This window comes from Pseudomonas boreofloridensis, from assembly GCF_030580795.1.
Lineage (GTDB): Bacteria > Pseudomonadota > Gammaproteobacteria > Pseudomonadales > Pseudomonadaceae > Aquipseudomonas > Aquipseudomonas boreofloridensis.
On the sequence record NZ_JAUQOQ010000017.1, the window covers coordinates 50,109 to 65,305 of the forward strand.

General features: G+C 60.6%; 14 protein-coding genes and 2 tRNA genes. 15 read left to right on the top strand and 1 reads right to left on the bottom strand.

The window, feature by feature from the left end; all coding sequences use genetic code 11:
* The first annotated feature begins 153 nt into the window (after nucleotides 1-153).
* From dnaJ to Q6A47_RS18520, 6 genes are all read left to right on the top strand, one after another.
* Complete coding sequence (dnaJ, locus tag Q6A47_RS18495) at nucleotides 154-1,278, top strand: molecular chaperone DnaJ (RefSeq protein WP_116887552.1); 1,125 nt, start codon at nucleotides 154-156, stop codon at nucleotides 1,276-1,278.
* Between the two features lie 13 nt (nucleotides 1,279-1,291).
* Nucleotides 1,292-2,095: a 4-hydroxy-tetrahydrodipicolinate reductase gene (dapB, locus tag Q6A47_RS18500; protein ID WP_029613917.1), complete on the top strand. Its 804-nt coding sequence runs from the start codon at nucleotides 1,292-1,294 to the stop codon at nucleotides 2,093-2,095.
* 211 nt (nucleotides 2,096-2,306) lie between these two features.
* Entirely contained in the window at nucleotides 2,307-3,443 is a 1,137-nt protein-coding gene (carA, locus tag Q6A47_RS18505; RefSeq protein WP_304485037.1) for a glutamine-hydrolyzing carbamoyl-phosphate synthase small subunit, read from the top strand.
* 106 nt (nucleotides 3,444-3,549) lie between these two features.
* Nucleotides 3,550-6,771: a carbamoyl-phosphate synthase large subunit gene (gene carB, locus Q6A47_RS18510; protein WP_304485038.1), complete on the top strand. Its 3,222-nt coding sequence runs from the start codon at nucleotides 3,550-3,552 to the stop codon at nucleotides 6,769-6,771.
* The gene (gene greA / locus Q6A47_RS18515; RefSeq protein ID WP_080754696.1) at nucleotides 6,768-7,250 is read left to right on the top strand and encodes a transcription elongation factor GreA; all 483 of its coding nucleotides are present in this window, start codon (nucleotides 6,768-6,770) and stop codon (nucleotides 7,248-7,250) included. Before carB ends, greA begins: the two co-directional genes overlap by 4 nt.
* The gene (locus Q6A47_RS18520) at nucleotides 7,228-7,677 is read left to right on the top strand and encodes an MFS transporter (protein ID WP_080754697.1); all 450 of its coding nucleotides are present in this window, start codon (nucleotides 7,228-7,230) and stop codon (nucleotides 7,675-7,677) included. Before greA ends, Q6A47_RS18520 begins: the two co-directional genes overlap by 23 nt.
* 12 nt (nucleotides 7,678-7,689) lie before the next feature.
* Here the strand turns inward: Q6A47_RS18520 and Q6A47_RS18525 are convergent, their stop codons facing one another.
* On the bottom strand, nucleotides 7,690-7,998 hold the full coding sequence (locus tag Q6A47_RS18525) for a YhbY family RNA-binding protein (protein ID WP_029613920.1): 309 nt from the start codon (nucleotides 7,996-7,998) through the stop codon (nucleotides 7,690-7,692).
* A gap of 102 nt (nucleotides 7,999-8,100) precedes the next feature.
* Between Q6A47_RS18525 and rlmE the strand changes: the two genes are divergently transcribed.
* From rlmE to rimP, 9 genes are all read left to right on the top strand, one after another.
* Entirely contained in the window at nucleotides 8,101-8,727 is a 627-nt protein-coding gene (rlmE, locus tag Q6A47_RS18530; RefSeq protein ID WP_029613921.1) for a 23S rRNA (uridine(2552)-2'-O)-methyltransferase RlmE, read from the top strand.
* A 203-nt stretch (nucleotides 8,728-8,930) separates the two neighbouring features.
* Nucleotides 8,931-10,838, top strand: coding sequence for an ATP-dependent zinc metalloprotease FtsH (ftsH, locus tag Q6A47_RS18535; RefSeq protein WP_029613922.1), 1,908 nt, complete (start codon nucleotides 8,931-8,933; stop codon nucleotides 10,836-10,838).
* 8 nt (nucleotides 10,839-10,846) lie between these two features.
* Entirely contained in the window at nucleotides 10,847-11,698 is an 852-nt protein-coding gene (folP, locus tag Q6A47_RS18540; RefSeq protein ID WP_304485039.1) for a dihydropteroate synthase, read from the top strand.
* 17 nt (nucleotides 11,699-11,715) lie between these two features.
* The gene (glmM, locus tag Q6A47_RS18545; RefSeq protein ID WP_029613924.1) at nucleotides 11,716-13,056 is read left to right on the top strand and encodes a phosphoglucosamine mutase; all 1,341 of its coding nucleotides are present in this window, start codon (nucleotides 11,716-11,718) and stop codon (nucleotides 13,054-13,056) included.
* A gap of 66 nt (nucleotides 13,057-13,122) precedes the next feature.
* Complete coding sequence (gene tpiA, locus Q6A47_RS18550) at nucleotides 13,123-13,878, top strand: triose-phosphate isomerase (protein WP_304485040.1); 756 nt, start codon at nucleotides 13,123-13,125, stop codon at nucleotides 13,876-13,878.
* Between the two features lie 4 nt (nucleotides 13,879-13,882).
* Nucleotides 13,883-14,275, top strand: coding sequence for a preprotein translocase subunit SecG (gene secG, locus Q6A47_RS18555; RefSeq protein ID WP_029613926.1), 393 nt, complete (start codon nucleotides 13,883-13,885; stop codon nucleotides 14,273-14,275).
* Between the two features lie 21 nt (nucleotides 14,276-14,296).
* Nucleotides 14,297-14,382: transfer RNA gene (locus tag Q6A47_RS18560), tRNA-Leu, on the top strand.
* A 99-nt stretch (nucleotides 14,383-14,481) separates the two neighbouring features.
* Nucleotides 14,482-14,558, top strand: a tRNA-Met gene (locus Q6A47_RS18565).
* Nucleotides 14,559-14,688: 130 nt separating this feature from the next.
* Nucleotides 14,689-15,147, top strand: coding sequence for a ribosome maturation factor RimP (rimP, locus tag Q6A47_RS18570; RefSeq protein WP_029613927.1), 459 nt, complete (start codon nucleotides 14,689-14,691; stop codon nucleotides 15,145-15,147).
* Nucleotides 15,148-15,197 lie beyond the last annotated feature (50 nt).

Below are 15,197 nucleotides of genomic sequence, written 5' to 3' on the forward strand. Positions count from 1 at the left end.
AGGATGTCGCCGCGCGGGGGCTTGCTCCCGCGTTGGCGTGTCTGGAACACGGGAAATATTTCCAGCATCTGTCAGGGCGCATCAGGCGTGTTGCGGCAGGTGCTGACGGCACGGTGCACAGATGCCGAAAGCCCTCAAGAGTGCGAATGACCTATGGCAAAGCGTGATTTTTATGAGGTCCTGGGTGTCGAGCGTGGCGCCAGCGAAAGCGATCTCAAGAAGGCCTATCGCCGCCTGGCGATGAAATACCACCCGGACCGCAACCCGGGCGATAAAGAGTCGGAAGACAAGTTCAAGGAGGCCAACGAGGCCTACGAAGTATTGTCCGACGCCAGCAAGCGCGCAGCCTACGATCAGTACGGCCATGCCGGCGTCGATCCAAGCATGGGCGGCGGCGGTGCCGGTTTTGGCGGCGCCAACTTCTCCGATATCTTCGGCGACGTCTTCAGTGACTTCTTCGGCGGTGGCCGTGGCGGTGGTCGCGGTGGTGCCCAGCGCGGCAGCGATCTGCGCTACACCCTGGAGTTGAACCTGGAAGAGGCGGTGCGTGGCACGACGGTCAGCATTCGTGTGCCGACCCTGGTCAACTGTCAGCCTTGCGACGGCACGGGTGCGAAGAAGGGCTCGACCCCGTCTACCTGCCCAACTTGCGGCGGTATCGGTCAAGTCCGTATGCAGCAGGGCTTCTTCTCTGTTCAGCAGACCTGCCCGCGCTGTCACGGTCAGGGCAAGATCATCACCGACCCGTGCTCGGCGTGCCATGGCGAAGGCCGTGTCGAAGAGTACAAGACCCTGTCGGTGAAAGTGCCGGCCGGCGTCGACACCGGCGATCGCATTCGCCTGTCCGGCGAAGGCGAGGCGGGCGCCCATGGCGGTCCGACCGGCGATCTCTACGTCGTCATCAGCGTGCGCGAGCATGCGATCTTCCAGCGTGATGGCAAGCACCTGTACTGCGAAGTGCCGATCAGCTACACCGATGCCGCACTGGGTGGCGAGCTCGAAGTGCCGACTCTCGATGGGCGTGTGAAGTTGCGAATCCCCGAGGGTACTCAGACGGGCAAGCAATTCCGTCTGCGCGGCAAGGGTGTGGCACCCGTGCGCGGTGGTGGTGCGGGCGATCTGCTGTGCCGGGTCGCGGTGGAAACGCCGGTCAATCTCAGTCGTCGCCAGCGTGAGCTGCTTGAAGAGCTGCGCGATTCGCTCGAGGGTGACAGCTCCCACTCGCCCAAGGCCAGTGGCTGGTTCGAGGGTGTGAAGCGCTTCTTCGGCGATCTCTGACAAGGAACAGGCTATGCGACGTATTGCGGTAATGGGCGCAGCAGGGCGAATGGGCAAGACCCTCGTCGAAGCGGTGCAGCAAACCTCCGGAGCCGGGCTGACGGCGGCGATCGATCGCCCCGACAGCTCTCTGGTCGGGGCGGACGCGGGTGAGCTGGCGGCCCTCGGTCGGATCGGTGTACTGCTGTCCGATGACCTGGCCAAGGTCGCCGACGACTTCGATGTATTGATCGACTTCACGCATCCCTCGGTGACGCTGAAGAACCTGGCGTTCTGCCGAAAGCATGGCAAGGCGATGGTGATCGGTACCACCGGCTTCAGTGTCGACGAGAAGCGTCTGCTGGCCGAAGCCGGGAAAGACATTCCGATCGTCTTCGCCGCCAACTTCAGCGTCGGCGTCAACTTGAGCCTGAAGTTGCTCGACATGGCGGCGCGTGTGTTGGGCGATGATGTCGATATCGAGATCATCGAGGCGCACCATCGGCACAAGGTCGATGCGCCCTCGGGTACCGCGCTGCGCATGGGCGAGGTGGTCGCTCAGGCGTTGGGTCGCGATCTGCAGGAGGTGGCGGTGTATGGTCGCGAGGGGCAGACTGGTGCCCGTGACCGCAAGACCATTGGCTTTGCGACCGTGCGGGCGGGCGATGTCGTCGGTGACCACACGGTGCTGTTCGCGGCTGACGGTGAACGCCTGGAGATCACCCACAAAGCGTCTAGCCGCATGACCTTTGCCAAAGGCGCTGTACGTGCGGCGCTGTGGCTGCAAGGGCGCGAGCCAGGGCTGTACGACATGCAGGATGTGCTGGAACTGCATTGAACGCGTAGGCCTGTCGCATACGTGTGTCTAAACGGCACATCTGCGGTAGACCGAGAGCTCACTTTTCTGTAAACTACAGCTTTAGTGTATCCACTAAAAGCGCGCAGAGAATTGAATTCAGCACATAAAAGCGGGGTGACGTATCCATACGGCACTCCGCTTTTTTGCAACCTGCGATCGCCCCTTCATGCGTCATTTACGGGAGGTCTTCTTGACAAAGCCAGCCATACTCGCCCTTGCTGATGGCAGCATTTTTCGCGGTGAGGCCATTGGGGTCGACGGTCAAACCGTTGGTGAGGTGGTGTTCAACACCGCTATGACCGGCTACCAGGAAATCCTTACAGACCCTTCCTACGCCCAGCAGATCGTCACTCTGACCTACCCGCACATCGGCAACACCGGCACCACCGCCGAAGACGCCGAGTCCGACCGCGTCTGGTCGGCAGGTCTGGTGATCCGCGACCTGCCGCTGCTGGCCAGCAACTGGCGCAACACCCAGTCGCTGCCCGAGTACCTCAAGGCCAACAACGTGGTGGCCATCGCCGGTATCGATACCCGTCGCCTGACCCGCATCCTGCGTGAGAAGGGCGCTCAGAACGGTTGCATCCTGGCCGGCGACGACATCAGCGAAGAAGCCGCCATCGCCGCCGCTCGTGGTTTCCCGGGCCTCAAGGGCATGGACCTGGCCAAGGAAGTCAGCACCAAGGAGCGTTATGAGTGGCGCTCCAGCGTTTGGGAGCTGAAAACTGACAGCCACCCGACCCGCGAAGCGTCCGAGCTGCCTTACCACGTGGTCGCCTACGACTACGGCGTCAAGTTGAACATCCTGCGCATGCTGGTCGCCCGTGGTTGCCGCCTGACCGTCGTGCCAGCGCAAACCCCGGCCAGTGAAGTGCTCGCGCTCAACCCCGACGGCGTATTCCTGTCCAACGGCCCGGGCGATCCCGAGCCGTGCGACTACGCCATCGCGGCGATCAAGGCCATTCTCGAAACCGACATCCCGGTCTTCGGTATCTGCCTCGGTCACCAACTGCTGGCCTTGGCCTCCGGTGCCAAGACCGTGAAGATGGGCCACGGTCACCACGGCGCCAACCACCCGGTCCAGGACCTGGACACCGGCGTGGTGATGATCACCAGTCAGAACCACGGTTTCGCCGTCGATGAAGCCACCTTGCCAAGCAATGTGCGCGCCATCCACAAGTCGCTGTTCGACGGTACCTTGCAGGGCATCGAACGCACCGACAAGAGCGCGTTCAGCTTCCAGGGCCACCCTGAAGCGAGCCCCGGCCCGACCGACGTCGCGCCACTGTTCGATCGTTTCATCGATGCCATGGCCAAGCGCCGCTGAGCATCCTGCATCGAGGCCCCGGACCGGCCTGTGCCGTGTCCGGAAGCGCCTGACCCAGATTGTTCAAGACGGCTTGCCGACTGACCCGCGGATTTGAGTGACAACCATGCCAAAACGTACAGACATCAAAAGCATCCTGATTCTCGGCGCTGGCCCGATCGTGATCGGCCAGGCCTGTGAATTCGACTATTCCGGCGCCCAGGCTTGCAAAGCCCTGCGCGAGGAAGGTTTCCGCGTCATCCTGGTGAACTCCAACCCGGCCACCATCATGACCGACCCGGCCATGGCCGACGCCACCTACATCGAGCCGATAAAGTGGCAGTCGGTGGCCAAGATCATCGAGAAAGAACGTCCAGACGCGGTGCTTCCGACCATGGGCGGTCAGACCGCGCTGAACTGCGCCCTGGATCTGGAGCGCCATGGCGTTCTGGAGAAGTTCGGCGTAGAGATGATCGGCGCCAACGCCGACACCATCGACAAGGCCGAGGACCGTTCGCGCTTCGACAAGGCAATGAAGGACATCGGTCTGGAGTGCCCGCGTTCGGGCATCGCCCACAGCATGGAAGAGGCCAATGCGGTCCTGGAAAAGCTGGGTTTCCCATGCATCATCCGCCCATCCTTCACCATGGGTGGCACCGGTGGCGGCATCGCCTACAACCGTGAAGAGTTCGAGGAAATCTGCGCCCGTGGTCTGGATCTGTCGCCGACCAAGGAACTGCTGATCGACGAGTCGCTGATCGGCTGGAAGGAATACGAGATGGAGGTGGTCCGCGACAAGAAGGACAACTGCATCATCGTCTGCTCCATCGAAAACTTCGATCCGATGGGCGTACACACCGGCGACTCGATCACCGTCGCGCCGGCGCAGACGCTTACCGACAAGGAATACCAGATCATGCGCAACGCCTCGCTGGCGGTGCTGCGTGAGATCGGCGTCGAAACCGGCGGTTCCAACGTGCAGTTCGGCATCTGCCCGAACACCGGCCGTATGGTCGTGATCGAGATGAACCCACGGGTTTCTCGTTCCTCGGCCCTGGCCTCCAAGGCCACCGGTTTCCCGATCGCCAAGATCGCGGCCAAGTTGGCAGTCGGCTACACCCTCGATGAGCTGCAGAACGATATCACCGGCGGTCGTACCCCGGCGTCCTTCGAGCCTTCGATCGACTATGTCGTCACCAAGCTGCCCCGCTTCGCCTTCGAGAAGTTCCCCAAGGCCGACGCGCGCCTGACCACCCAGATGAAGTCCGTGGGTGAAGTCATGGCCATCGGTCGCACCTTCCAGGAATCCCTGCAGAAAGCCCTGCGCGGCCTGGAAGTTGGTGCCTGCGGTCTGGACCCGAAAGTGGATCTGGCCAGTTCCGAAGCGTCGAGCATTCTCAAGCGTGAGCTGACCGTGCCCGGTGCCGAGCGTATCTGGTATGTGGCCGATGCCCTGCGCGCCGGCATGAGCCGCGACGAAATCTTCGCCCTCACCGGCATCGACCACTGGTTCCTGGTGCAGCTCGAAGACCTGATCAAGGAAGAGGAGAAGGTCAAGACCCTCGGCCTGGCCGACATCGACAAGGCCCTGATGCTGCGCCTCAAGCGCAAGGGCTTCTCCGACCAGCGCCTGGCCAAGCTGCTGGGCGTGACCGACAAGAATCTGCGTCGTCACCGCCATAAGCTCGACGTGCTGCCGGTTTACAAGCGCGTCGACACGTGCGCCGCCGAATTCGCCACCGACACCGCCTACCTGTACTCCACGTACGAAGAAGAGTGCGAGGCCAATCCGTCGACCCGCGACAAGATCATGATCCTCGGGGGTGGCCCGAACCGTATCGGCCAAGGTATCGAGTTCGACTACTGCTGCGTGCACGCCGCTTTGGCGCTGCGTGAAGACGGGTACGAGACCATCATGGTCAACTGCAACCCTGAAACCGTCTCCACCGACTACGACACCTCGGATCGTCTGTACTTCGAACCGCTGACCCTGGAAGACGTGCTGGAAGTCTGCCGCGTCGAGAAGCCCAAAGGCGTCATCGTCCATTACGGTGGTCAGACTCCGCTGAAACTGGCCCGCGCCCTTGAAGAGGCAGGCGTACCGATCATCGGCACCAGCCCGGACGCCATCGACCGTGCCGAAGACCGTGAGCGCTTCCAGCAGATGGTCCAGCGCCTGAACCTGCTGCAGCCGCCGAATGCGACTGTGCGCAGCGAAGAGGAAGCCATCCGTGCCGCCGGTGATATCGGCTACCCGCTGGTGGTGCGTCCGTCCTATGTGCTGGGCGGCCGGGCGATGGAGATCGTCTACGAGCTGGACGAGCTCAAGCGCTACCTGCGCGAAGCGGTGCAAGTGTCCAACGACAGCCCGGTGCTGCTCGACCACTTCCTCAACTGTGCCATCGAGATGGACGTGGACGCTGTCTGCGACGGTACCGACGTGGTTATCGGCGCGATCATGCAGCATATCGAGCAGGCCGGCGTCCACTCCGGTGACTCCGCATGCTCGCTGCCGCCCTACTCGCTGAGCAAAGGCGTGCAGGACGAAGTCCGCGAGCAAGTGCGCAAGATGGCCCTGGAGTTGGGCGTGGTCGGATTGATGAACGTGCAGTTGGCGCTGCAGGGCGACAAGATCTACGTGATCGAGGTCAACCCGCGTGCCTCGCGTACCGTACCGTTCGTATCCAAGTGCATCGGCACTTCGCTGGCGATGATCGCTGCACGCGTGATGGCCGGTAAGTCGCTCAGGGAGCTGGGCTTCACCGAGGAAATCATCCCGAACTTCTACAGCGTCAAGGAAGCCGTCTTCCCGTTCGCCAAGTTCCCAGGGGTTGACCCGATCCTCGGCCCTGAGATGAAATCCACCGGTGAGGTGATGGGTGTGGGCGACAGCTTCGGTGAGGCCTTCGCCAAAGCCCAGATGGGGGCTAGCGAAGTGTTGCCAAGCGGCGGCACCGCATTCATCAGTGTGCGCGACGACGACAAGCCGCAAGTGGCTGCCGTTGCCCGTGATTTGATCACCCTGGGCTTCGAGGTGGTCGCTACTGCCGGGACTGCCAAGGTAATCGAGGCTGCCGGTCTGAAAGTGCGTCGTGTCAACAAGGTGACCGAGGGTCGCCCGCATGTGGTCGACATGATCAAGAACGACGAAGTGTCGCTGATCATCAATACCACCGAAGGCCGCCAGTCGATCGCCGATTCCTACTCGATCCGCCGTAATGCGCTGCAGCACAAGATCTACTGCACCACTACTATCGCGGCGGGTGAAGCCATCTGCGAGGCGCTGAAATTCGGTCCTGAGAAGACCGTTCGTCGCCTGCAGGATCTGCATGCAGGACTCAAAGCATGAGCATTACCAAATATCCGATGACCGTCCAGGGCGCCCGCGCCCTGGAAGAAGAGCTGCTTTTCCTCAGCAAGACCGAGCGCCCGCGCTTGAGCCAGGCGATCGGTGAAGCGCGTGAGCTGGGCGATCTCAAGGAGAATGCCGAGTACCATGCCGCCCGCGAGGAACAGGGCATGGTCGAAGCACGTATCCGCGATATCGAAGGTCGGTTGCAGAACTCGGTGGTGATCGATGTCACCACCATCGCTCACACCGGCAAGGTCATCTTCGGTACCACCGTCGTGTTGGCCAACACCGAGAACGATGACGAGGTGACCTACCAGATCGTCGGCGAGGACGAAGCTGACGTTAGGCAAGGCAAGCTGTCGAGCAGCGCACCCATCGCCCGCGCCATCATTGGCAAGGAAGAGGGTGATACCGTCGTGGTCAAGACCCCGAGCGGAACCGTCGAGTACGAGATTGTCGAAGTCAAGCACATCTGACCGGCGCCAGCGCGCGCCGTCCCTGGAGGGGATCCTCTGGCAATTGGCCCAGGTGTTCTGGGTCGGCGGCCTGTGGGTTTTCCATGTGGGGCTGGTACCGGCGCTCAAGGTCAGTGGCCTGGCGCCTTTGCTGGTGCAGGACATCGCCGGACAGATCGACCGCTGGTTGATTGGTGTGGCGCTGCTTGGGCTGTTGACTCAGCTGGCCGTGCTGGCGCGAGTCGAGGGTCTATCGGCGTGGTGGCGGCAGTTCCGCGGCCAAATGCTACTGCTTGGCCTGGGCGCCTGTGTGGGGTACTACACGCTGCGCTACGGCATATCTGTTGGTGAGCGCTGGCAGATGTTCTGTTTCCTGGTGCTGGGTTTTTCCGGCATCGTGCTGGTGGCCCAGCCGGTTCCTGTCAGGGCGCGCAAGGCGCGCCACTGACGGGCGTCACTGTCACTTGTAGCGGTGGATGTTGGACAGTTGCTTGTTCGGCTGCGGGTTCTTGCGATAGATCAGCGCCTTCTTGCCGATGGTCTGCACCAGCTCGGCACGGCCAGCCTTGCACAGTTCGGCGATGGCAGCGGCGCGCTCCTCGCGATCTTCCGAGCGAATCTCGATCTTGATCAGCTCATGATCGACGAGCGCACGCTCCAGCTCGGCGATCACACCTTCATTGAGCCCATTGCCGGCAACGATCAGGACCGGCTTCAGGTCATGGCCAATGGACTTGTACTGTTTCTTCTGCTCGTTATTGAGCGGCATAATCTGACCCTTTTCGTCTGATTCTGTAAAATTGGTGGCCATTTTACCCGAGGGCCCGTGGCTCCGCCCAGTCAATCACGACGCTAATCATCGAGGTGCCCCGTGGCGCAGCGTTCCAAAAGCAGCCATAACTGGCTGAGAGAGCATTTCAACGATCCATTCGTGAAGCAGGCGCAGAAGGATGGCTACCGTTCGCGCGCAAGCTACAAACTGTTGGAGATACAGGAAAAGGATCGACTCATTCGTCCCGGAATGAGCGTGATCGACCTGGGCGCCGCGCCGGGTGGCTGGTCACAGGTGACCAGTCGTCTGATCGGCGGGCAAGGGCGGTTGATCGCCTCCGATATTCTGGAAATGGATTCGATTCCCGATGTCACCTTCATACAAGGCGACTTCACCCAGGATTCGGTGCTCGAGCAGATCCTGCAGGCCGTCGGCGATTCGCACGTCGACCTTGTGATTTCCGATATGGCCCCCAATATGAGTGGTACGCCTGCCGTGGACATGCCGCGCGCCATGTTCCTCTGCGAGCTGGCACTGGACCTGGCCGCTCGCGTGCTCAAGCCGGGTGGCGACTTCCTGATCAAGATTTTCCAGGGAGAGGGTTTCGACGTGTACCTCAAGGAAGTGCGCAGCAAGTTCGACAAGGTGCAGATGCGCAAGCCTTCGTCGTCTCGGGATCGCTCTCGTGAACAGTATCTGCTGGCCAGGGGGTACAAAGGCGAATGAGCAGGAATTGCCACAATGGCCGATAGTTAATTCCAATCGGCCATGAAATCAGCAACGTCCGAACTTCGTGTAGTCTAGGTTTCACAAAGGGTTACAGACGGTGCCTGCGGATGCGCAGGTAATGTAGTAAGTTAGGGCGGTGATTATCATGCGAGGCACGGCTGCGTCGTGCGCCGACCTCAGAGGGTAGCTAATTGAACGACATGGCAAAGAATTTGATCCTGTGGTTGATCATCGCCGCCGTCCTTGTGACGGTGATGAACAACTTCTCCAGCCCTAACGAGCCGCAGACCCTCAACTACTCCGACTTCATTCAGCAAGTCAAGGACGGCAAGGTCGAGCGCGTCACCGTCGACGGTGCCGTCATCACCGGTAAGCGTACTGATGGCGACAACTTCAAGACCGTGCGTCCGGCCATCGCCGACAACGGTTTGATCGGCGATCTGGTCGACAACCACGTCGTGGTCGAAGGCAAGCAACCCGAGCAACAGAGCATCTGGACTCAGTTGCTGGTGGCGAGCTTCCCCATCCTGGTCATCATTGCCGTGTTCATGTTCTTCATGCGCCAGATGCAAGGCGGTGCTGGCGGCAAGGGCGGGCCTATGAGCTTCGGCAAGAGCAAGGCGCGCCTGCTTTCCGAAGACCAGGTCAAGACTACGCTGGCTGACGTCGCCGGTTGCGACGAGGCCAAAGAGGAAGTCGGCGAACTGGTCGAGTTCCTCCGTGACCCAGGCAAGTTCCAGCGCCTGGGCGGTCGAATTCCTCGCGGTGTATTGATGGTCGGCCCACCCGGTACCGGTAAGACTTTGCTGGCCAAAGCCATCGCCGGTGAAGCCAAGGTACCGTTCTTCACCATTTCCGGTTCCGACTTCGTCGAAATGTTCGTCGGTGTGGGCGCTAGCCGGGTTCGTGACATGTTCGAGCAGGCCAAAAAGCATGCGCCTTGCATCATTTTCATTGACGAAATCGACGCCGTTGGTCGTCACCGTGGCGCAGGCATGGGCGGCGGTCATGACGAGCGTGAACAGACGCTGAACCAGTTGCTGGTGGAAATGGACGGCTTCGAGATGAACGATGGCATCATCGTCATTGCCGCCACCAACCGCCCCGACGTGCTCGATCCCGCGCTGCTGCGGCCGGGCCGGTTCGACCGTCAGGTGGTGGTCGGTCTGCCGGACATCCGCGGTCGCGAGCAGATCCTCAAGGTGCACATGCGCAAAGTGCCAATCGGCGAGAACGTCAACGCTGCCGTCATCGCCCGTGGCACCCCCGGCTTCTCCGGTGCCGACCTGGCCAATCTGGTCAACGAGGCGTCGTTGTTCGCCGCCCGCGCAGGCAAGCGTCTGGTCGAGATGAAAGAGTTCGAGCTGGCCAAAGACAAGATCATGATGGGCGCTGAACGCAAGACCATGGTCATGTCGGAAAAGGAAAAGCAGAATACTGCCTACCATGAAGCCGGCCATGCCATCGTCGGTCGTATCGTTCCCGAGCATGATCCGGTCTACAAGGTTTCGATCATCCCGCGTGGTCGTGCTTTGGGTGTGACCATGTTCCTCCCCGAAGAGGACCGCTACAGCCTCTCCAAGCGTGCGCTGATCAGCCAGATCTGCTCGCTTTACGGTGGACGTATCGCCGAGGAGATGACGCTGGGCTTCGACGGTGTCACCACCGGTGCGTCGAACGACATCATGCGCGCCAGCCAGATCGCTCGGAACATGGTCACCAAGTGGGGGTTGTCCGAGAAACTCGGCCCGCTGATGTATGCCGAAGAGGAGGGCGAAGTTTTCCTCGGTCGCAGCGCCGGCAGCCAGCAGGCGAGTGTGTCGGGTGAAACCGCCAAGCTGATCGATTCTGAAGTACGTAGCATCATCGATCACTGCTATGCCACCGCCAAGCAGATCCTTACCGAAAACCGCGACAAGCTCGACGCGATGGCCGAGGCATTGATGAAGTACGAAACCATCGATGCCGACCAAATCGACGACATCATGTCCGGGCGTGCTCCGCGCGAACCGCGTGATTGGGACAACGATGCCGGCACCTCTGGCACGCCAGCGTCCCAGGGCGATCGTCCCGAGTCGCCGATCGGTGGTCCAGCGGCCCAACATTAAGGGTTTCTATGACCTTGCAGCAGTACCCAACCCGGTTGCCTTGCGGCAACCGGGTTCTTGATTTATCCCGCACCCATGTCATGGGTATCCTCAATGTCACGCCGGACTCCTTTTCTGATGGCGGCCAGTTCAGCCGCCACGACGAGGCGCTTCGGCATGCCGAGGCGATGGTCGAGGCGGGTGCGACGCTCATCGATGTGGGCGGTGAGTCCACTCGGCCTGGAGCTCGCGCGGTATCGCCTGACGAAGAGCTGGGTCGAGTCGCACCCATCGTCGAAGCGATCAGCGCGCGTCTGGATGTGATCATCTCGGTCGACACTTCGACGCCCACAGTGATGCGCGAAGTGGCTCGACTCGGCGCAGGGCTGATCAACGACGTTCGTGCTCTGGAGCGCGAGGGTGCCCTGGAGGCGGCCGCCAGTACCGGCCTTCCCGTGTGCTTGATGCACATGCGCGGCGAGCCGGGTAACATGCAGGACAATCCGCGCTACGACGATGTCACCGCCGAGGTGGCGCGTTATCTGGAGCAGCGCATCGCTGCCTGCGCGGCGGCGGGCATTGCTCCTGAGCGCGTCATCCTCGACCCAGGCTTTGGTTTTGCCAAGAACCTGGCGCACAACCTGAGCCTGTTCAAGCATCTGGAAGCATTGTATTGCCTGGGTCGCCCCTTGCTGGTGGGCGTCTCGCGCAAAAGCATGATAGGCCTGGCGCTGGACCGTCCGGTCGGTGAGCGTCTCTACGGCAGCCTGGCGCTGGCGGCGTTGGCCATGACCATGGGCACAAGCATTCTGCGTGTTCATGACGTGGCCGAGACCGTCGATGTGGTGCGCATGATCGCTGCGGTGCAGAACGCCGAATAAGAACGTTTGGAGACACTATGAGCAGGAAATACTTTGGTACCGATGGTATTCGTGGCCGCGTCGGCGAGTACCCCATCACTCCCGACTTCATGCTGAAGCTCGGTTGGGCAGCAGGCATGGCTTTCCGCAAGCACGGCCACTGCCGTGTTCTGGTGGGCAAGGACACCCGGATCTCCGGCTACATGTTCGAGTCCGCACTGGAGGCCGGTTTGTCGGCGGCCGGTGCTGACGTCATGCTGCTTGGCCCGATGCCGACCCCCGCGATCGCCTATCTGACGCGCACCTTCCATGCCGAGGCAGGCATCGTCATCAGCGCTTCGCACAACCCGCATGACGACAACGGCATCAAGTTCTTCTCCGGTTCCGGCACGAAGTTGCCAGACGAAGTGGAGCTCATGATCGAGGAGTTGCTTGACCAGCCGATGAACGTGGTGGAGTCGAGCAAGTTGGGCAAGGTGTCGCGGATCAACGATGCGGCTGGACGCTATATCGAGTTCTGCAAGAGCAGCGTCCCCAGCAGCACTGACTTCGCAGGGCTCAAGTTGGTCGTCGACTGCGCCCATGGCGCTACTTACAAAGTGGCGCCCAGCGTGTTCCGCGAGTTGGGTGCCGATGTCACGGTGCTCAGCGCGCAGCCAGATGGCTTGAACATCAATGAAAACTGCGGTTCCACGCACATCGAGTCCCTGCAGGCTGCGGTGCTGGTGGGGCATGCGGACTTGGGTATCGCCTTCGACGGTGATGGGGATCGGGTGCTGATGGTCGATCACACCGGCGCCATCGTCGACGGCGACGAGTTGTTGTTCATCATTGCCCGCGATCTGCATGAGCGCGGCAAGTTGCAAGGCGGTGTGGTCGGGACGCTGATGAGCAACCTCGGTCTGGAGTTGGCGCTCAAGGACCTGGATATTCCGTTTGCCCGTGCCAAGGTCGGCGACCGTTACGTCATGGCCGAACTGATCGAGCGTGAGTGGCAACTGGGCGGCGAGAACTCGGGGCACGTGGTGTGCTGCAACCATACCACCACGGGCGATGCGATCATCGCTGCGCTGCAGGTGTTGATGGCACTCAGGCGTCGTGGTGAAAACCTGGCCCAGGCACGCCAGGCCATCCGCAAATGTCCGCAAGTGCTGATCAATGTCCGCTATGGCGCAGGCGGTGCCGATCCGCTGGAAAACTCAGCGGTGCAAGAGGCCAGTGCCAAAGTGACCGAGGCGATGGCCGGTCGTGGTCGCGTCCTGTTGCGCAAGTCCGGGACTGAGCCGCTGGTGCGGGTGATGGTCGAGGGCGATGATGAAAACCAGGTGCGTGGCCACGCCGAGGCCTTGGCCAAGGTCGTCGCTGAAGTTTGTGCCTGAAAGACGCTTGCCAGCGCGATTCTGGTTGGGTAAGATCTGCGCCCACTTTGACCGACGAGGTAGAGCATGCGTCGCCCCATGGTAGCTGGTAACTGGAAGATGCACGGTACCCGCGCCAGCGTCGCTGAGCTGAGCCTGAACCTGAAGAATCTGGTTCTTCCGAGCGGTATCGAAGTGGCGGTGTTTCCACCGGCGTTGTTCATCGGGCAGGTCATCGATGAATTGAGCGAGACGGAAATCATCGTCGGAGCACAGAATTCTGCAGTACAGCCCGAACAGGGTGCGTTGACCGGTGAAGTTGCGCCGAGTCAGTTGGCTGAAGTGGGTTGCAAGTTGGTGTTGATTGGGCACTCTGAGCGTCGTCAGATCATTGGCGAAACGAACGAAGTCCTGATTCACAAGTTTGCAGCCGCTCAAGCAGGTGGATTAAAACCGGTGCTTTGTGTAGGGGAAACTCTCGCGGAGCGCGAGGCTGGCAAGACACTGGAAGTTGTAGGGCGGCAACTAGGTAGTATCATCGATGCCTTGGGTGTCGCGGTATTTACCAATGCGGTCATCGCCTATGAGCCTGTATGGGCCATCGGCACGGGTTTGACGGCTTCGCCGCAGCAGGCTCAGGATGTGCACGCCGCCATCCGTGCTCAGTTGGCGTCGCTGGATGCCGAAGTTGCAGCGAATATGCAGCTTCTCTACGGCGGTAGCGTGAAGGCGGCCAATGCGGCCGAACTGTTCGGCATGCCGGATATTGATGGGGGGCTCATTGGTGGAGCATCCCTGAACGCAGACGAATTCGGTGCAATTTGTCGCGCCGCAGGAAACTGAACATATGCTGGAAACAGTCGTAGTTGTTTTTCATCTGTTGGCTGCGCTGGCGCTGGTGGCGCTGGTACTGATGCAACAGGGTAAAGGTGCGGAAGCAGGTGCATCTTTCGGCGCAGGCGCTTCAAATACTGTGTTCGGAAGCCAAGGTTCTGCTACCTTCCTGAGTAAGTTTACTGCTATACTTGCCGCCACTTTCTTTTTGACTGCACTTGGGTTAGGATACTTCGCCAAGCAGCAGGCACACCAGCTGACTCAAGCCGGTTTGCCAGATCCAGCGGTGCTGGAAGTCAAAGAGCAAAAGCCGGCAGTAAATGATGATGTACCGGTGCTCCAGCAGCAGAAGAGTGAAGCCGCCCCAAAAGGTGACGTCCCTCCTCCAGCAGAAGAGCAGAAGTAACGGGTTTCAAGTTGTAATATTGCCGAGGTGGTGGAATTGGTAGACACGCAACCTTGAGGTGGTTGTGCCCATAGGGTGTAGGGGTTCGAGTCCCCTTCTCGGTACCAATTGAAGCATGAGAGCCCGCTTTGAGCGGGCTTTCTTGCAGGTGGAGGTCGGATTGACCCAGCATAGGGTTCGGTCTTATACTTCCGCCCCAGCTTTGTCGCGGGGTGGAGCAGCTTGGTAGCTCGTCGGGCTCATAACCCGAAGGTCGTTGGTTCAAATCCAGCCCCCGCAACCAGTTTCAGCGGAGCCCCTTTTCAGGGGCTTTTTGCTAGCTGAACAGTTCTTCGCGTCGTTGTTCAACGGCGCTTTCAGGGATGGGCGCTTTGCCCATTTTTTATTTGCACAGCATGCACGAGGGGGTTCAGGTGTCGAGCAAGCTAGAACAGTTGCAGGCCTTGTTGGCCCCGGTTGTCGAGGGTCTGGGCTATCAGTGCTGGGGGATCGAATACGTTTCCCAAGGCAAGCATTCGGTACTGCGCATCTATATCGATAAGGACGGCGGAATTCTGGTGGACGACTGCGAAGCGGTCAGCCGTCAGGCCAGTGCCATCCTCGACGTGGAAGACCCGATCAGCAGTGAATACACCCTTGAGGTTTCCTCTCCAGGCATGGATCGCCCGCTGTTCACATTGGAACAGTTTGCTTTGCATGCCGGCGAACAAGTGAAGATCAAGCTGCGCACGCCTTTCGAAGGGCGTCGCAACTTCCAGGGCCTTCTCCGCGGTGTCGAGGATCAGGACGTGGTGGTCCAGGTGGATACCAATGAATTCCTGCTGCCGATCGACTCGATCGACAAGGCCAATATTATTCCCAGTTTTGACTGAGACGTGCCGGGGCCGGTGGACATTCCGGGCCTAATGGCTTGCGCAAGGCG